The following is a 17,537-nucleotide window of genomic DNA, read 5'->3' as shown; positions in this document are numbered from 1 at the left end:
GCATCCGGCGTCGAACACCTTCACATCTCCAGCCCCGCCCGCCGCGGGCTGCTCGATCAGCGAGGCGGCGGGGCACCCGCCCGTCAGCCCACCCGGCGCCCGTCGACCAGTCGCACCACCGCACTCCCCACCCCGAGATCCGACGCGTCGTGCGTCGCCTCCACCACCGTCGCCCCGCGGGCGAGCTCGAGCGACACCGCCCGGCGGATGAGCCGTTGCGCCCCCGCATCCACCCCTGACGTCGGCTCGTCGAGCAGCAGCAGATCCGCGCGTCGCGCGAGCCCCTGCGCGACCAGCGCACGCTGGCGCTGACCGCCCGAGAGGCGTGACAGCGGCCGTCGAGCGAGATCGCCGATGTCGAGCGCCTCGAGGCACTCGTCCACGATCGCGCGGTCGGCGCGCCTCAGCGGCAGCCCGAGGGGCCGGCCCGCCCAGCGCCCCATCGACACCACGTCGCGCACCGTCACGGGCAGTCGGTCCGGCACGGCACTCCGCTGCACGACGACGCCGATCGACACTCCGGGCGCCCGTTCGACAGTGCCCGCGACGAGCGGATGCACGCCCGCGAGCACCGAGAGCAGCGTCGACTTCCCCGATCCGTTCGGCCCGACCAGCAGGGTGTGCGAGCCCCGGTCGAGCGTCACGTCGACGCCCCGCAGCGCGGGGACTCCGTCGTGCGCGGCGTCGATCGAGCGCAGGCGGACGACGGGGGCGAGGAGCGCGGCGGAGGAGGTCACTGCTTGATCATAACGATAATCGTTTTCATGTAGGGTCGTGCCCCGTGCCCTTCCTCCTCGATCCGTTCGCCTCCGGCTTCCTGCTGCGCGCCCTGCTGGGCGGCGTGCTCGTCGCCGTGCTGTGCGGCGTCGTCGGGACCTGGGTCGTGCTGCGCGGCATGGCGTTCCTCGGCGAGGCGATGGCGCACGGACTGCTCCCCGGGGTCGCCATCGCGGCCCTCCTCGGCCTGCCGCCGGTGCTCGGCGCGGCCGTCAGCGCCGGCGTGATGACCGCGGGAGTCGGCCTCGTCGCCCGCCGCCCCCGCTCCTCCCCCGACGTCACGATCGGCCTCTTCTACGTCGGGATGCTCGCGCTGGGCGTGATCATCGTGTCGCGCTCGCGCTCCTTCGCCACCGACCTCACCGCGATCCTGTTCGGCGACGTCCTCGCGATCGGCGAGGCGGACCTGGTGCTGCTGGCGATCGCGCTGGCCGTCGTCCTGGTGCTCGTCGTCGTGTTCCACCGCCCGTTCGTGGCTCTCGCGTTCGATGAGCGCGTCGCCGCGACGCTGGGCCTGCGCCCCCGACTGGCGCACGTCGTGCTGGTCGGGCTGGTCACCCTCGTGGTCGTCGCGTCGTACCAGGCCGTGGGGAGCCTCCTCGTGGTCGGGCTGCTGCTCGCGCCCGCCGCGGCCGCCGGGCACTGGACCCGCGGGATCCCCGCGACCATGGCGCTGGCCGCCGTCCTCGGCGCGGTCGCCGTCGTGATCGGGCTGCTCGTGTCCTGGTACGGCGCGACGGCAGCCGGAGCGAGCATCGCCGCGGCGTCGGTCGGGCTCGTCGTGGTCTCGGCGGCGCTGCGCGCGGGAGTCGCCCGCCTGGCCGCGCGATCGGGAGCGGCGCTGGCCGCGGTCCCGGCGGCCGCCGCTCCGATCACCGCGGCTGCCGACTTCGACTCCGACTCCGACTCCGACCCCGCCGCCGCCTCCGCCTCCGTTCCGCTCGCCGCCGCTGCCGTCTCCGACTGCCACTCGGACTCCGACTTCGACTCCGCCGCCTCCTCCGCCGCCGACACGAAAGAGCCGTCCCACCCGTGATCCCCCGTTCCACCCCGCTGCTCCTCACCGCCTCGGGCGCGCTGCTCGCCCTCGCCGCCTGCTCGAGCTCCCCCGCCGCCTCCGACGCCACGGGTTCCGACGCCACGAGTTCCGGCGCCGCAGACTCCGACGGCCACGGCTACATCCAGGGCGCGTCCGAGATGCAGGAGCCGCAGCTGCGCCTCGTCACCCTGTCCGGCGCCGTGCTCAGCGCCTTCGACCCCGCCACGGAGGAGTCGGTCGAGCTCGCCGAGTTCGACGGCGACGTCACCCGGCTCGAGACCGACGGCCGTTACGCCTTCGCCTCCTCGGCCGACGGCGTGCTCCGCATCGTCGACGGCGGGGCGTGGACGGTGCCGCACGGCGACCACTCCCACTACTACCTCGCCGAGCCGCGCGTCGTGGGCGAGATCGACGGCGGTGCCGGAGAGGCGCGCGTCGCCTCCTCCGCCACCCTGACTGCGGCCTGGTTCGGCGACTCCGGAACGGGCGTCGTGCTCGACGCCGAGGCGCTCGCCGCGGGCGGGATCGAGGAGCGCGGGCGGATCGAGGGCGTGCCGCACGACGGCGCGCTGCTCCCGCTGGGCGACGTGCTCGTGGGCTCGGTCGCGGAGGAGGGCGACGAGCGCGCCTCCTCCGTCGCGGTCTTCTCGGCCGACGGCGAGGCGATCGGCGACAGCGCCGAATGCCTCGAGCTGAGCGGCTCCGCGATCACCCGGGTCGGCGCGGTCTTCGGCTGCGCCGACGGCGCGGTGCTGGCCGTCGCGGGCGACGACGGAGTCGCGTTCGAGCGCATCCCGTACCCGGAGGGGACCGTCGCCGCCGACGTCGCCGCCGCGTTCTCGTCGCGCCCGGGCCGCCCCTCGGTGGCCGCCGTGGCCGGCGAGCGCGGCGCGTGGCTGCTCGACACCCGCGCCCGCACCTGGACCCTGATCCCCACCGCCGAGCCGCTGCTCGCGGCGAGCGCCGTCTCGGACACCGACGACACGGTGGTCGGCCTCGACCGCAGCGGCCGTGTCGTCGCCCTGACCCCGGAGGGAGGCGCCGCCGCCACGGACCCGCTGCTCGCGGCCGACCTGGTCGACGGACGCCTGCCCGCCGGAGTCTCGCTCGAGGTGGACGTGTCGCGCGCCTACGTCAACTCGCCCGCGACCGGGCTCGTGCACGAGATCGACTACGACGATTCCGCCCGCCTCGCCCGCAGCTTCGAGCTCGACGCCCGCCTGCTCGTGGAGACCGGACGATGAGGCGCCTCGCCCGTGCGGTCGCCGCCTCCGCCGCCCTCTCGCTCGGCGCTCTGACCGCGGGCTGCTCCGGCCCCGCCTCCGCCGACGGGCCCCTCGTGGTCGTCACCACGAACATCCTCGGCGACGTCGTCGAGCGCCTCGTCGGCGGCCAGGCCGAGGTGATGACGCTGATGGCGCCCGACGCCGACCCGCACTCCTTCGAGATCTCGGCCAGGGAGGCGGCGCGACTGCTCGACGCCGACCTGATCGTCTCGAACGGGCTGGGCCTGGAGGAGGGACTGCAGCAGCACGTCGACGCGGCCGCCGCCGAGGGGGTCGAGGTGGTCGCCGCGGGCGACCTGATCGAGACGCTCGCGTACACCGAGGGCGACGCGGAGGGCGAGGTCGACCCGCACTTCTGGACCGACCCGCAGCGGATGATCGACGTCGTCGACGGCCTCGAGCCGCGCCTCGCGATCGACGGAGTGGATCCCTCCGCCCTCGCCTCGAGCGTCGCCGCGTACCGGGGCGAGCTCGAGGCGCTGGACGCCGAGATGACGGCGTCGTTCGCCGCGATCCCTGAGGAGCGCCGCGCGCTCGTCACGAACCACCACGTCTTCGGCTACCTCGCCGACCGCTTCGGCTTCCGCGTGATCGGCGCGGTGCTGCCGAGCGGGACGACCCTCGCAGCGCCCAGCGCCTCCGACCTCGAGGAGCTGACCTCGGCGATCGAGGAGGCCGGCGTGCCGACGATCTTCGCCGACTCGTCGCAGCCCGACCGCCTCGTGCAGGTGCTCGCCGACGAGGCCGACCTCGACGTCGACGTCGTCGCGCTGTTCACCGAATCCCTGACCGCCCCCGACGGAGGCGCTCCCACCTACCTCGAGATGATGCGCAGCAACGAGCGCCTCCTCTCCACCGGACTGTCTCCCTGACACTCCGTCCACGCGCCGGAAACGGCTCGACCACGAAGGAAGCCATGAACACCCCTCACCGCCGCGCGCTCGCCGCCGCCGCACTCGCCGCCACCGCGGCTCTCGCCCTCACCGCCTGCTCGGGCTCCGGGAACGCCGCGTCGCCCACCTCCTCCGCGGCCCCCTCGGGACCTCGCCTCGCCCTCACCTACGACGGCGGACTGCTCGTGCTCGACGGCACGACGCTGGACCTCGAGTCCGACATCGAGCTCGCGGGCTTCAATCGGGTCAACTCCTCGGGCGACGGGCGCACCGTGCTCGTGTCGACGGAGGAGGGCTTCCGGGTCCTCGACACGGGCGCCGGAGCCGGCGAGCCCGAGCTGACCGACCTCGTCTTCGACGCACCGACCCCGGGCCACGTGGTCCGCCACGGCGGGAAGACGATCCTGTTCGCCGACGGCACCGGAGCGACCACCGTCTTCGACACCGCCGACCTCGCCCCGGCCGTGGCCGACGGCGAGCTGCCCGAGTCCGAGACGATCGAGTCCCCCGCCGCGCACCACGGCGTCTCGATCGAGCTCGAGGACGGCACCCTGCTGACCACGATCGGCGACAGCGAGTCGCGCACCGGAGTCCGCGCCCTCGACTCCTCCCGCGAGGAGATCGGCCGCAGCGAGGACTGCCCCGCCGTGCACGGCGAGGGTGCGGCCGCCGACGAGATCGCGGTCTTCGGCTGCAGCAACGGCGTGCTCGTGTACGACGACGGCGCGTTCACGAAGATCGCGGCTCCGGACGCCTACGGCCGCACCGGGAACCAGTACGTGAGCGAGACCTCGGCGATCACGATCGGCGACTACAACAGCGACCCGGACGCGGAGGGCGTCGAGCTCTCCTCCGTGGTGCTGACCGACACCGTCGCCACGACCTCCACCGTGCTCGACCTGCCCGAGGGAGTCGGCTACACCTGGCGCGGTATCGCCCGCACGAGCGACGACAACGGCCTGATCCTGGGCACCGACGGCGCTCTGCACGCCCTCGACGTGACCACCGGAGAGATCACCGCGTCGTACCCGGTCGTCGCCCCGTGGTCCGGCCCGATCGAGTGGCAGGACGCGCACCCCGCGCTGGTCGTGCTCGGCGACGTCGCGTACGTGACCGAGCCCGCCACCTCCGAGATCCACGCGGTCGACACCGCGACGGGCGAGATCCTCGAGACCGCGTCCCTCCCGGGCGCCCCGATCGAGATCGCGGCCGTCGAGGGCTGATCGCCCTCCCTCGCTGATCGAGTAGCCCGCGCAGCGGGCGTCTCGAGATCCGCCAGCCCCAGGACATCGCGGGTCTCGATACGCGCCTCCGGCGCTGCTCGACCAGCAGGGAAGGGATCGCTCGAGCGACGGAGGACGATCCGCCCCGCTACTTCTCCCGCTCGCGACGCCGGTCGATCAGGACCGCGAGCGACACGATCGCCAGTCCGACGCCGAACGGGATGGTCCAGCGCTCCTCCGTGACGGAGCCGACGACGACGAAGACCGCGCCGACCACGACCCCGAAGACGAAACTGCTCACCACCCCGGCGTCGACGTCCACGAGAGCGAGCCTGGCCAGACGTGCGATCCTCCGCCGGATCGACGGTGGGGACGGCTCGCGCATGACGTGAGGCTAGGGTACGTCGCGGCGGCCTCGTTCTCCGGCTCGGAAGCGGGGCGCCATGCGGAAAGCCATGGCGCGATCGCCCGCCTAGAGTGGCGCTCATGGAGCGGCTCCGCACGATCGCGTCCGCGACGGCGGTGGGCGCGGCCGTGCTCCTCCTCTCCGGGTGCGGCCCGACCCGCTATGAGGGCTACGAGAGCGGGATCGACGACGTGCTCGCACGGCAGATCATGGCTTTCGAGGACCCGCTGTCCTCTCAGCTCCACCAGCCGCAGGTCGACGAGCCCGAGCCGTACCTCGCAGCCCTCAGTGGCATGCGCTGGGACGGGAAGGCCTCCACAGCGTCCGACCTCGATCTCAGCGCGGGCGGCGTCGTCCTCTACGACATCTCCTCGACGCCCTTCTCGACGGACGTGTCGGTCTTCATCGCCTCGGGTCCGCGATCACCCGACGTCGACGGCGCGAGTCCGAGCGAGGTCTACACCTGCTATCGCGTCGAGGCCGAGTTCACCAGGGACCCCATGCCGTCCACCGGACGCACTCTCCTCGACGACTGCCCCGAGCCCCTGGTGGCACTGCTCCCCGAGGACGCGGCCTTCGCCAGCGGCGACGTGTTCGACGGATAGCAGCGCTCGACGCGCCCCGCCCCTCAGACCTTCTGGAACCGTGTACGCGCGTCGATAAGCTGCCCGACGTGGAGGCGGAACGACTGCGACTCGTGGGGATCCTCGCCGTCGCGCTCCTCGCGCCGGTGGCGGTGGCGACCGTGGCGATCGGAGGCTCGGACGGCAGTCCCCGCGATCAGCTGTGGGAGCAATGCCAGCAGTATCCCTACCCGCAGGGACTCGCGCCACACCCTGAAGCCATCAACGTCGGCGGCGAGCGCACCCTGTTCCCGCTCGGACTGACCTGCACGTACGACAATCCGAACACGGCGACCGCCCCCGTGTCGATCGCGCATCCTCAGTGGGACGCCACCGTGGTCGCCTCCCTCGCGACACTCGGTGTCCTGGCCGGAGTCGCGATCACCGTCGCAGCACGGCGCCCCCTCGACCGGCGAGCGGGCCCGCTGATCGAGTAGCGCGCAGCGCTTATCGAGGTCCCCCCGGCTCCAGGACATCGCGGGTCTCGATACGCGCCTGCGGCGCTGCTCGACCAGCAGGGGGCGTCAGGCCGGCTCCGCCACGCGCTCGGCGGCGGCGCGCGGCCGGGCCGCTCCGGTGAGCAGCGACACCGCCGCGACCAGCACGAGGACCACGATCATCGCGCCGCGCAGGCCGAAGTGCTCGCCGAGGAATCCGAGCAGCGGGGGCCCGACCAGGAACGCCACGTACCCGGCGGTCGCCACCGCCGCGACGGTCGCGGTCGGGTCGTCGCTGTCGGCGGCCGAGGAGAGCGTGACGGGGAACCCGAGCGCCGCACCCAGCCCCCACAGCGCGACCGCGACTCCGGCCATCGCCGCGCTGTCCGCGAACACCACGACCGCTATCCCGGCGGCCGACACCAGCGCGCTCGCCCGCAGCACGGCCACGTTGCCGAACCGGGCGAGCAGCGGACCGCCGACGAAGCGCCCGACGGTCATCGCCGCCGCGAATCCGGCGAACACGATCGTGCCGACCGTGGCGGTCGCTCCGTAGCCGTCGACCATCAGCAGCGGCAGCCAGTCCATGGCCGAGCCCTCGGCCAGCGCCAGCGCGAGCACGATCGCCCCGAGCGCGAGCACGCGCGGCTGCCGCCAGACCGGTCCGCCCGCGCGCACCGCGGCCGGCTCCCCGGGCGCTCCCGGCACGATCTTGCCCGTGTCGGTCGGCACCGAGCGGATGACCGTGACGAGCAGCGCCGCGCTGAGCGCCGCCACCGCCAGCAGCTGCCAGAGCACGGGGAAGTCGATCGCGGTCAGCCCGATGCCGGCCACCGCGCCGAGGACGGTGCCGAGGCTGAAGCAGCCGTGCAGCGCCGGGAGGACCGAGCGACCCGAGACCGCTTCGAGCGCCGCGCCCTCGAGGTTCAGCGCGATCTCGGACACGCCGATGCCGAGGCCCACGAGCGCGAGGCCGACGAAGACGCCCGGAGCCGACGAGAGGTCCGCCGCGAGACCGACGAGCGCGACTCCGCTCGTGAACGAGACGCCGCCGATCGTCACCGTGAACCGCACTCCCCGGCGCCGCACGATCGCCGCGGAGGAGAGGACGCCGGTCATCGAGCCGACCGAGAGCCCGAGCAGCACGAGCCCCATCTGCGCGGTCGAGGCGCTGAGCAGATCGCGCACGGCGGGCGTGCGGACCACCCACGACGCCATCCCGATGCCGAAGACGAGCATGAAGGCGAAGATCGCGAGGCGACGGCGGGCGACGGAGGGGGGCATGGTTACGACCGTAGGTGCACGACAGCTGTCGGCGGAACCGGCGCGGGCCGCCGGTCGTCGCGTGGACCTCTCCGCGTCCGAGGCGATGGAGGAGGGTCGACGGTGCGGTCATCGCCGATCCGCCTGCAGAACCAAGGCCGGTCACGCCGATCCGAGCGATTCCGCCTCGTTCGAGCCCCTCAGCCTCAGTTCTGAGGGCGATCGGAGCCGCATCCGCCCACATGAACACCCCCTGTCCAGAATCCGTCGCCCGCCGCCTCCGGCCCCGGCGGCGTGCGACGCTGGAGGGTCCCCCTCCGCCCCCTCCCCCGCTTGGACTCCGTTGACCGACGTCAAGACCCCCGTGTTCCCCTGGATCGGCCTGCTCACGCTGGCCGGCGCGATCTTCGTCTCGGTGACGAGCGAGTTCCTGCCGACCGGGCTCATCCCCGACATGTCGCGCGACCTCGGCGTGAGCATCCCGCTGACCGGCCAGCTGGTCACGATCTTCGCGGCGACGGTCGTGGTGGCGACGACTCCGCTGACCCTCGTCACGCAGCGCTTCTCGCGGAAGAGCCTCGTGCTCGTCGCGCTCGGCACGATCGCGGTCGCGAACGTCCTCGCGGCCCTCGCGCCGACCTTCGAGCTGCTGGTCGGCGCCCGGATCCTCGGCGGGCTCGCCCACGGCCTGTTCTGGGCGGTCGTCGCCGCCTACTCCGCGCACCTCGTCGCTCCCGAGCACCTCGGCCGGGCGACCGCGATCACGGCGGGAGGCGGCTCCGCGGCGTTCGTGCTCGGCGTGCCGGTGGGCACGGCGCTCGGTCACGCGTTCGGCTGGCGGCCGACCTTCGCGATCCTCGGCGGCATCGTCCTGATCCTCGCGCTCGTCGTCATCCGCTACCTCCCCGCGGTCGAGCACATCGTCCCGGTGCGCACCGGCGAGATCCGCCTCCCCGCGCGCAAGGACCGGTCGCTGCCCCGGATCCTCGGCGTCTGCCTCGTGATCCTGCTGGTGCTGATCGGCCAGAACACGCTCTCGACCTACATCACGCCGTGGCTGGAGGAGGCGCAGTTCGCGCCCGACACGATCCCGCTCGTGCTGTTCGCCTTCGGCGGTGCGGGAGCCGTGGGCCTCGTGCTCGCGGGCTTCGCGACCGACCGGTTCCCCCGCTCCGGATTCGTGGTGGCCGCCCTCGCGGTCCTCGCGGCTCTCGCGGGGCTGTCGTTCGCGGCGGGCTCCGGAGTGCCGGCGCTCGTGGTCGTCGCGGCGGTCGTCTGGAACATCGCGTTCGGAGGCATCCCTGCGATGCTGCAGACGCGGATGCTGCGGACCGCCTCCTTCCAGCTGCGCAGCCTCGCCGCCGCCCTGCAGACGACGGCGTTCAACATCGGCATCGGCGGCGGAGCGATCGTGGGCGGCCTGGTCATCGACGGCAGCGGCCTCGGCACGCTGCCCTGGTTCGCCCTCGGCATCGTGGCCCTCGGGCTCGTGGTGAGCCTGCTGGTGGAGTGGCGCGCGGGCCGGGCCGCGGCTCCGGTGCAGGGTCGGGCGGAGCGCGTGAGCGCGTGAGCGCGTAAGTCGACGCCTGAACCCGTTCCGCGTCCACTCGCAAGGGGCATGGCGCACGACTGGACGCGGACCGGGCCCTCGCTGGTCAACGCACCCCGTCTTACGTCCTCTCGTCTGTCGCCCGGCGCACGAGTCGACGCGAACCGGGCCCTGGCAGGTCGTCGCACCCCGTCCCGCGTCCACTCGAGCACTCCGCCGAGTACGAGCGGAGTCGATCCGCTGCCGAGCACGTCCGCTCCCCCTCGCGAGGGAGGGCGCGCGGCGTTCCGCGGCGTAGCGTCGGAGGATGGCCCAGACGACTGCCGACGCCGGACTTCCCGCATGAGCCGGACCGCGCCGACTCCTCCGCTGCATCTGCCCTACCCGGGAGCGCCCGCCGGTGAGGCGATCACCCGCTTCTTCCGCAAGTACGCGACGTTCAGCGGGCGCGCGAGCCGAGCGGAGTACTGGTGGATCATCCTCGCCACCCTGATCGTGAACCTCCTGCTGCGGTGGGCCGACGGGTCGCTGTCGCGCTACACGTTCACGACGTCGCCCTTCTCGACGGGGACGGACTTCGCGACGCCGTGGGTCACCGGGCTGTCGATCCTGATCGCCCTGGTGACGCTGATCCCCGGACTCGCGCTGATCTGGCGGCGGCTGCACGACGTCGGTCGCAGCGGCACGTGGTTCCTGATCATCCTGATCCCGATCGCGGGCTGGGTGGTGCTGATGATCTGGTTCCTGATGCCCGGCCGCGCCGAGGGCGAGCGGTTCGACACGCCGCCGGTGGAGTAGGTGCGCGGGCCCGCAGTTCTGGTGACGGGGGATCTCGATACGGCCCCTGCGGGGCCTACTCGATCAGCAAGGAGGCGCGGGCCCCCTCTGCTGGTCGAGTAGGCCCCTGCGGGGCCTACTCGATCAGCAAGGAGGCGCGGGCCCCCTCTGCTGGTCGAGTAGCCGCGCAGCGGCGTATCGAGACCCACGTGAGCCAGCAGTCCCGGGAACAGGGGATCTCCATACGGCCCTCCGGGCCTACTCGATCAGCAAGGAGGCGCGGGCCCCCTCTGCTGGTCGAGTAGCCGCGCAGCGGCGTATCGAGACCCACGTCAGCCAACAGTCCCGGGAAAAGGGGATCTCGATACGGCCCCCGCGGGGCCTACTCGATCAGCAGCAGCCCCTACGCGCACCAGTCGCGCGAGACGCCGTTCACGCTGCGGGAGGTGTCGCCCGAGCCGAGGTCGACGAGCACCGTCGAGGTCGCGCTGAAGCCCGGCACCTCGGGGTAGTCGTCGGGCTCGCCCTCGACCGACACCGCCTCGACGGCCAGGAACTGCCCGTTCGGCGAGAGGCAGATGCTCCGGATGCGACCCGTCGGCGACGTGCGGAAGATCTCGGTCGTGCCGCTCGCGTCGACCCGCACGACCGAGTACTGCGTCGATCCGTCCTCGGGCGAGTACTCGGCCTCGAGCTCGACGTAGCTCGAGGAGTCGAGCAGCAGCAGCTGCACCGGCGACGCGGTCGCGCTCACATCGGCGACCGGCAGCGCGAGCGTCTCGACCGAACCGTCGGCCAGGTCGATCAGCGCGCCGCGGTCGGGGTCCGCGACCACGAGCCGGTTCGCTCCGGGCACGAAGCCGCGCAGCTCGGCGTGCTGGCCGAGCGGGCTGATCGCTCCGGGCACGAGCAGGTCTACCAGCAGCACCGTGTCGTCGACGGAGTGGGTGACCACGGAGGTGGTGCCCGGCACGAACAGCCAGTCGCGGGCGCGCAGAGGGCCGCCGTCGATCCCGGTGACCGCGACCGCCTCGGCCTTCTGATCGGTGAGGTCGTAGGAGTAGAGCGCGCGGTCGAGCGGACCCGTCGGCGCCTCGCCGGTGAAGGTCCAGCCCAGCACGCCCTTCTCGGACGCCGCGTGCAGCTCGCGCACGACGCCCGGTCCGGGCAGCGGGATGACGCCCTCGTCGCCGGTGTCGAGCGCGACGGTCCGGAGGAGGTTCGTGTCGTCGGGCTCGAGGGTCGCCAGCACGAGCAGCGGACCCACCACGACGTAGTCCTGGATGCGGTCGGCGGTGGCGACGACGCGCGCCTCCCCTCCGGACAGCGGGCGCACGCGGATCGCGTCGGGCTCGGCCGGATCAGCGGTGCGGTCGAGGGTGAACAGGTCGGGGTCCTTCGTCGTGAAGGAGGCGGTCACGTCCGCCGTCGCGCCGGTCGCGAGGCCGCGCGCGTCGTCGATCGCGATCGAGTACTCCGTCGCGTAGCGGAGGGTGTCGGCGAAGGTGACGGTGACCACTCCGTCCTCGAGCTCGACGGCGTGCTCGGCCTCGGGAGTCACGGTGACGCGCTCGAGCGCGTCGGGATCGAGGTCCTGATCGAGGTGCACCCGGGCCCGTCCGCCGTCGCGCTCGACCACGCCGTCGGCGCTGACCTCGAGCGAGGTCACGCGGGGCCCCTTGCCGATCGTCGCGGCGGTCAGCCCGCCGACGCCGAGCACCAGGGCCAGGGTCGCGCCCCAGAACACGCGGGAGAAGCCGCGGGCGGAGGCGGCACGCGGCTCCCGGGAGCGGCGCGGCCGGAACTCCCCCGCGTCCTCACCCCAGGGATCAGTAGACATACGGCATCGCCGGCTCGTCGATCTCGGCGACCGCCGACGGCTCGAGCACGACCGCCTCGGCGCTCGTCACGCTCGCGTTCGCCGCGAAGCCGCCGGACATCTCGAGCCACTGGCCCTCGGTGTAGGTGTCGGCCCAGCCCGGCTGGTACACGGGGACGCCGACCGGCTGCGCGTCGACGGCGCAGCACGTGACGACGAAGCGGGCGACGTAGAAGACGTTCTCGGGGTCGTCGGCGTCGGGGGTCACGAATCCGCTGACCGTCGCGGTCGTGCCCGCGAGGAACTGCTCGCTCGCTCCGGAGCGCAGCAGCGTGGCCCAGTCGCGCACCGAGAAGGACGCGTAGTCGCCGGTGGGCGCATCGACGACGGCGCTGGTGTCGACCGCGCTCGTGTTCACCTCGCGCTGCACGGCGGTGCCCGCGGTGAGCGCGGCGGGCGGCACCACGAGCAGCGCGACTCCCGCGGCCACGATGATCGCGACCCCGCCGAGCACCGCCAGCCGCGCCCGCCACGGGTTCCCGGCCGCGTGATCGTGCAGGTGGCCGTGCGCGTCCGACTCCTCGACACTCGCTCCCTCGCTCTCGTCGGCGCCCGGCACGATCGCGAAGGCGAGCAGCAGCAGCACCGCCGCGATCACGGCGAGGATCACCGTGAACTCGAAGTAGCGCGGGTGGATGTAGAGGCCGAGCCGACCGGTCGCCGCGAGCCAGAGCGTCGACACGACGCCGATGACGCTGAGGACCACGCCCTTCCAGCGGGTGAGGAGTCGCTCAGAGCGCATAGTTGACCGCCAATCCGAGGACGGCGGAGCAGAGTCCGACCAGGACCGTCATCCGCACGAGGGTGGGCACCGAGAAGGTGGTGCGCAGCAGCGCCAGCATCTTGATGTCGATCATCGGACCGAAGACGAGGAACGCGATGATGCCGCCGGGCAGGAACGTGGAGCCGAAGGACAGCACGAAGAAGGCGTCGACGTTCGAGCAGATCGAGATGACGAAGGCGAGGACCATCAGCGCGAGCACCGACCAGAGCGGGTTGCCGCCGAGCGTGGTGAGCACGTCGCGCGAGACGCCGACCTGGATCAGCCCCGCGATGGCCGAGCCGACGAACAGCGCCGGCAGCATCGCGCCGGTCTCCTCGGCGAAGAGCAGGACGCTGCGGCGGGAGCGGGCGCGGAGGGTCCCGGGGGCGCGCTCCCCCGCCTCGCAGGCCGCGCGGAAGCGGTCGGTGAGCAGCGACATCGGCTCGGAGTGGCGGCTGAAGATCCAGCCGACGAGGTTCGCGATCACGAAGCCGCCGACGATGCGCCAGACGAGGATCCCGTCCTCCCAGCCGAACGCCTGGTAGGTCGTGATGATCGTGATCGGATTCACGATCGGAGCGGCGAGCAGGAACGTCATCGACTCCGAGACCGACAGCCCCTTCACGATCAGCCCGCGAGCCAGCGGCACGTTGCCGCACTCGCAGACCGGGAGGAGCACGCCGAGCAGCGAGATCACCATGCGCCGCGGCAGGGCGCGCTTGGGCAGGACCCGCAGCAGCACCGCCTCGGGCACCCAGAGCTGCACGGCGATCGAGAGCACGATGCCCAGGAACACGAACGGCAGCGACTCGATGACGACGCTGATCGAGAGGGTGAGGAAGTCGCGCATCGCGTCCGAGAGCACGTCGCCCGCGGCGTCCGGCGAGAGCAGCCGCAGCGCGACGGCGGCGGCGACGAGGGCGAGCCCGATGCCCACTCGGCGACCGGTGCGGGACCGGGGGCGGGGCGGGGCGGCGATCGACATCGCGGTCCATCGTAGGCGGGGGCGGGTGGAGGCGAGGGGGCTGCGGCCGCTGCTGCGGCGGTGGACCACGGTGTCGGGCTTCCGACCTGCAGAGATGAGGCTGAGCGGCGCGATCGCTCCGTCGCTGGCGACGTCGACGCTCTCCTCCTTACTTGTGCGGGTCCCACGGCTCGCAACCGAGGTCGAACGGGGCGGATCGGCGTCGGAAGGGGCTCGCCGACGCTCCCGACCTCGGTTGCACACCTCGACGGCCGCCCTCCGCCTGAAGACCGCCCCTCGTCCGGTGGACATCCAGCACAAGCTGAGGTTCCGTTCAGTCTTTGACCCCCGAGCGACGGGTGAGCGACCCTCGACGCCCGCTCCTAACCTGCGGTGCGAGAACGAGGGGCCGCCTCGGTCCGCCGAGGAAGACAGGGGTCCGCCGTGCGTCTACGAGCCGTTCGAACGAGTGTCCTGGCCGCGATCGCGTCCGTCGCGACCGTGGTCGCACTGAGCGGAGGAGCCTCCGTCCCGACCGCCGAGGCCGCCGAGACGAGCACCCCCGCCGCTGCCGTCGCTCTCGCCGCCCCCGCGCCCGCCGAGGGCTGGACCACCGTCTTCGCCGACGACTTCACCGGCGCGGCCGGCTCCCCCGCGGGCTCCGCGTGGATCCACGAGCTCGGCACCTGGGGCACCGGCGCGATCGACCGCACCACCGCCTCCACCAGCAACGTGTTCCTCGACGGCGCCGGCAACCTCAGCATCCGGGCGCTCCGCGACGCGTCGGGAGCCTGGACCTCCGGCCGCATCATCACCGCCGACAAGTCGTTCTCGGCGCCGGCCGGCGGGCAGCTGCTGATGACCGCGTCGATCCGCCAGCCGAACCCCGTGCAGGCGACCGGCTACTGGCCCGCGTTCTGGGCGCTGGGCCTCGACGAGAACGGAGCGATCGACTGGCCGCGGACCGGGGAGATCGACATCCTCGAGGCGGTCAACGGCACCTCGCAGGTCATCCAGACCTTCCACTGCGACCTCGTCGACGCCGGCGAGTGCGACGAGCCGTACGGGCTGACGAGCGGACTGCAGGACTGCGTCGGCTGCCTGACCGAGTTCCACACCTACTCCGCGCTCATCGATCGGCGCGTCGCCGGCCAGGAGTCGCTGCAGTTCCTCGTCGACGGCGAGGTCCGCCACACCGTCGAGCAGGCCGGCCTCAGCCCGGAGGCCTGGAGCGCCGCGATCGGCAACGACTACTTCCTGATCCTGAACCTCGCGATCGGAGGCGGCCTGCCGAACGGGGTCTGCGGCTGCGACAGCGCGAGCGCGCCGAAGTCCTCGGGCGGCACCATGAGCGTCGACCACGTCGCCGTCTACCGCTCCGACGCCGCGCTGAGCGCCGGCGTCCCCGTGATCACGGGGACCGCGAAGGTCGGCTCGACGCTGACCGTGCAGCCCGGCGTGTGGACTCCCGCTCCGGTCGCCCTCTCGTACCAGTGGGAGGCGAACGGCGTGCCGATCAGCGGGGCGACAGGCGCGACGTACACGGCGACCAGCGCGACCGCGGGGGCGGTCCTCACCGTCGACGTGACCGGCTCGAAGGCCGGCTTCGCGCCCGAGACCCGCACCTCCGCTCCCACGGCGCCGGTCGCCACCGGCACGCTGACCGCGGCGACGCCGACGATCTCGGGGAGCGCCAGGATCGGCTCGACGCTGACGGCCAAGCCGGGCACCTGGGGTCCGTCACCCGTGACGCTGAAGTACCAGTGGCGGGCGAACGGAGTAGCGATCAGCGGAGCGACCGCTGCCTCCTACAAGGTGGGCACTCTGCTGCTCGGCTCGAAGATCACGGTGTCGGTGACCGGCACGAAGACCGGCTACACGAGCACCGTGCGCACCTCGGCGGCGACCGCGTCCGTCACCCGCTGAGGCTCAGACCTCCTCGACCTCGCGGTGACGGCGCGGCACGATGCGCATGATCGCGGTGCCCGTGGCGATGAGGGCGAAGGCCGCCAGGCCGAACCACAGCGAGTTGAAGCCGGTCGACGCGAGGACTCCGGCGCCGGCTCCGGCACCCAGGGCGGGCGAGAGGTTGCTGTACATGATCTGGATCTTCCTTCCGATTCACCACGCGCGCTGACGGCGGGTCAGCGCATCGAAGTAGGCCTTGGTGTGCACGATCTGCAGGAACAGGTCGAGGAACAGCTCGTACATCGACGCGGCGAGCAGCATGTGCTTCCACCCGCGGTCGCGCACCGTGACGATGCGCTCGACGACGAAGATGAGGGTGATGCCGAGCCAGAACGGCTGGATCGAGAGCTGGCCGAGCGCGAGGGCGTAGATCACGGTCGCGAGGTACACGTAGGTGATCACGCAGCCGGCCATGGTGAGCAGCTGGCGGCCCCAGTAGGGCCAGGTCACGCGGGTGAGGCCGTACTGCACGCAGTTCTCGACGGCGCCGCGCTTCCAGCGCAGGCGCTGGTGCCAGAGCTCCTTCCACGTGGGCATGACCTCGGTGACGAGGGTGCAGCCGGCGGGGCTCAGCACGTCGTAGCCGAGGTGCTTGATGGCGAAGGTGAGCTCGTTGTCCTCGGTCAGGACGGTCGTGTCGTAGATGCCGCCGCGGCCGTCGCCCGAGGGGAGGCTGCCGTCCAGGCGGGCCCGGCTGATCTCGCGGAGCATCCCGCCCTTGAGCACGGCGGCCGTGCCGGTGACGACCAGGCACTTGCCGTTCAGGCGCCGCACGTCGCGGGCGTAGCGGGCGTACTCGTTGCGCTGCAGGTGGCCGACGACGCCGCCGCCCGGGGTGCCGCGGAACACGCCGCCGACGGCGCCGATCCGCTTGATGCCCACCTTGAGGCGGGCGATCGCGAGGAAGTCGGGGTCGAGGGCGGAGTCGGCGTCCTGCACGAGGACGAGGTCGTCGTCCTCGAGCTCCAGCAGCAGGACCTCGAGGAACTGGTTCAGCGCCCCGGCCTTCTTGTCGGTGTTGCCGACGGTCGCGAAGACCTCGGCGCCCTCCTCGAGCGCGATGCGCGCGGTGCCGTCGGTGCAGTTATCGGTGACGACGACGATCCGGTCGGGCGGGGAGGTCTGGTTCTGCAGGCCGTGGATCGCCGCGGCGATGCCGGCCTCCTCGTTGTGCGCGGGGAGGACGGCGACCAGGCGGCCGACGACGGGCGAGGCGTGGCGTCCGCCGCGGGTCTGCGACCGGCGGACGGGCTCCTCCGGCGCGGCCTTCGCACCGCGGGCGGGAGCGTCGGCGAAGCGCACGGGGAGCGGCTTCGCGTTGCCGGCGGCGACCGGGGTGAACGGGGCCGCGGCGGTCAGCGGACGGGCGGCGGGGCGCTCGGTGAGCGTCGCGGCGCGCGTCGATGTCGTGTGCGGGAAGGGCGTCCGCACAGCGGGCATCGTGCCCGCGGAGTGCACAGTCAAGGCCAGGGTCCTCGAGTCGGAGGGCGCGATCGGGGGAGGTCGCGCGCTGAGGGGGGTCGCGTGGGGGCCGCGATCGGGGGGAGGCGTTCGGGAGCGCGTTCGGGCGCGCTCACGAAACGTTCGGACGGGGACGACCGGCGATTCGGGAGCGCGTTCGGGCGCGCTCGAGGATCGTTCGGGCGGGGAGAGCGGGCGCACCTGACGCGCTCGGCCGGCGATTCGGGGC

The 17,537-nt window shown here is 72.8% G+C and carries 17 protein-coding genes; 9 read left to right on the top strand and 8 right to left on the bottom strand.

Going from position 1 to position 17,537, the window contains the following annotated elements; genetic code table 11:
- Positions 1–83: 83 nt before the first annotated feature.
- Positions 84–737, bottom strand: coding sequence for a zinc ABC transporter ATP-binding protein AztA (gene aztA / locus C1I63_RS06595; RefSeq protein WP_244906993.1), 654 nt, complete (start codon positions 735–737; stop codon positions 84–86).
- Between the two features lie 44 nt (positions 738–781).
- On the opposite strand from aztA, the gene aztB reads away from it, so the two are divergent.
- From aztB to aztD, 4 genes are read left to right on the top strand one after another with little or no spacing between them, the layout of a single operon-like run.
- Positions 782–1,813: a zinc ABC transporter permease AztB gene (aztB, locus tag C1I63_RS06590; RefSeq protein ID WP_107574240.1), complete on the top strand. Its 1,032-nt coding sequence runs from the start codon at positions 782–784 to the stop codon at positions 1,811–1,813.
- Positions 1,810–3,060, top strand: coding sequence for an ABC transporter (locus tag C1I63_RS06585; protein ID WP_107574239.1), 1,251 nt, complete (start codon positions 1,810–1,812; stop codon positions 3,058–3,060). The genes aztB and C1I63_RS06585 overlap by 4 nt, the downstream gene beginning before the upstream one ends.
- Complete coding sequence (aztC, locus tag C1I63_RS06580; protein WP_107574238.1) at positions 3,057–3,974, top strand: zinc ABC transporter substrate-binding protein AztC; 918 nt, start codon at positions 3,057–3,059, stop codon at positions 3,972–3,974. Before C1I63_RS06585 ends, aztC begins: the two co-directional genes overlap by 4 nt.
- 44 nt (positions 3,975–4,018) lie before the next feature.
- Positions 4,019–5,218 (top strand): zinc metallochaperone AztD, encoded by a 1,200-nt coding sequence (gene aztD / locus C1I63_RS06575; RefSeq protein ID WP_107574237.1) that lies wholly within the window; start codon positions 4,019–4,021, stop codon positions 5,216–5,218.
- 148 nt (positions 5,219–5,366) lie between these two features.
- Here the strand turns inward: aztD and C1I63_RS19375 are convergent, their stop codons facing one another.
- A complete protein-coding gene (locus C1I63_RS19375; protein WP_146168389.1) occupies positions 5,367–5,603 on the bottom strand; it encodes a hypothetical protein in 237 nt (78 codons plus the stop codon).
- Between the two features lie 101 nt (positions 5,604–5,704).
- Between C1I63_RS19375 and C1I63_RS06570 the strand changes: the two genes are divergently transcribed.
- Together C1I63_RS06570 and C1I63_RS06565 are read left to right on the top strand one after the other, a co-directional pair.
- Positions 5,705–6,229, top strand: a complete 525-nt coding sequence (locus C1I63_RS06570; protein WP_107574236.1) for a hypothetical protein — start codon at positions 5,705–5,707, stop codon at positions 6,227–6,229.
- 68 nt (positions 6,230–6,297) lie between these two features.
- Positions 6,298–6,684 (top strand): hypothetical protein, encoded by a 387-nt coding sequence (locus tag C1I63_RS06565; protein WP_146168388.1) that lies wholly within the window; start codon positions 6,298–6,300, stop codon positions 6,682–6,684.
- 87 nt (positions 6,685–6,771) lie between these two features.
- On the opposite strand, the gene C1I63_RS06560 is transcribed toward C1I63_RS06565, so the two are convergent.
- Positions 6,772–7,968 (bottom strand): MFS transporter, encoded by a 1,197-nt coding sequence (locus C1I63_RS06560; protein WP_107574234.1) that lies wholly within the window; start codon positions 7,966–7,968, stop codon positions 6,772–6,774.
- 322 nt (positions 7,969–8,290) lie between these two features.
- On the opposite strand from C1I63_RS06560, the gene C1I63_RS06555 reads away from it, so the two are divergent.
- Entirely contained in the window at positions 8,291–9,517 is a 1,227-nt protein-coding gene (locus tag C1I63_RS06555; RefSeq protein ID WP_170116335.1) for an MFS transporter, read from the top strand.
- Between the two features lie 321 nt (positions 9,518–9,838).
- Complete coding sequence (locus C1I63_RS19700; RefSeq protein WP_170116334.1) at positions 9,839–10,294, top strand: DUF805 domain-containing protein; 456 nt, start codon at positions 9,839–9,841, stop codon at positions 10,292–10,294.
- A gap of 382 nt (positions 10,295–10,676) precedes the next feature.
- On the opposite strand, the gene C1I63_RS06545 is transcribed toward C1I63_RS19700, so the two are convergent.
- The 3 genes from C1I63_RS06545 to C1I63_RS06535 are packed head-to-tail and all read right to left on the bottom strand — an operon-like array spanning position 10,677 to position 13,900.
- Positions 10,677–12,113: a hypothetical protein gene (locus C1I63_RS06545; protein WP_146168387.1), complete on the bottom strand. Its 1,437-nt coding sequence runs from the start codon at positions 12,111–12,113 to the stop codon at positions 10,677–10,679.
- Positions 12,103–12,894: a TIGR03943 family putative permease subunit gene (locus tag C1I63_RS06540; RefSeq protein ID WP_107574230.1), complete on the bottom strand. Its 792-nt coding sequence runs from the start codon at positions 12,892–12,894 to the stop codon at positions 12,103–12,105. Before C1I63_RS06540 ends, C1I63_RS06545 begins: the two co-directional genes overlap by 11 nt.
- Positions 12,884–13,900: a permease gene (locus tag C1I63_RS06535; protein WP_107574229.1), complete on the bottom strand. Its 1,017-nt coding sequence runs from the start codon at positions 13,898–13,900 to the stop codon at positions 12,884–12,886. Before C1I63_RS06535 ends, C1I63_RS06540 begins: the two co-directional genes overlap by 11 nt.
- A 480-nt stretch (positions 13,901–14,380) precedes the next feature.
- On the opposite strand from C1I63_RS06535, the gene C1I63_RS06530 reads away from it, so the two are divergent.
- On the top strand, positions 14,381–15,805 hold the full coding sequence (locus C1I63_RS06530) for a family 16 glycosylhydrolase (RefSeq protein ID WP_170116333.1): 1,425 nt from the start codon (positions 14,381–14,383) through the stop codon (positions 15,803–15,805).
- Positions 15,806–15,808: 3 nt separating this feature from the next.
- On the opposite strand, the gene C1I63_RS19695 is transcribed toward C1I63_RS06530, so the two are convergent.
- The gene (locus tag C1I63_RS19695) at positions 15,809–15,979 is read right to left on the bottom strand and encodes a hypothetical protein (RefSeq protein ID WP_170116332.1); all 171 of its coding nucleotides are present in this window, start codon (positions 15,977–15,979) and stop codon (positions 15,809–15,811) included.
- Between the two features lie 21 nt (positions 15,980–16,000).
- Positions 16,001–17,305: a glycosyltransferase family 2 protein gene (locus C1I63_RS06525; protein WP_235576900.1), complete on the bottom strand. Its 1,305-nt coding sequence runs from the start codon at positions 17,303–17,305 to the stop codon at positions 16,001–16,003.
- Positions 17,306–17,537 lie beyond the last annotated feature (232 nt).

Origin of the sequence: Rathayibacter caricis DSM 15933, assembly GCF_003044275.1 — a bacterium.
GTDB lineage: Bacteria > Actinomycetota > Actinomycetes > Actinomycetales > Microbacteriaceae > Rathayibacter > Rathayibacter caricis.
Note: the sequence above shows the minus strand (reverse complement) of the source record. Positions and strands in the feature narration are given on the sequence as shown.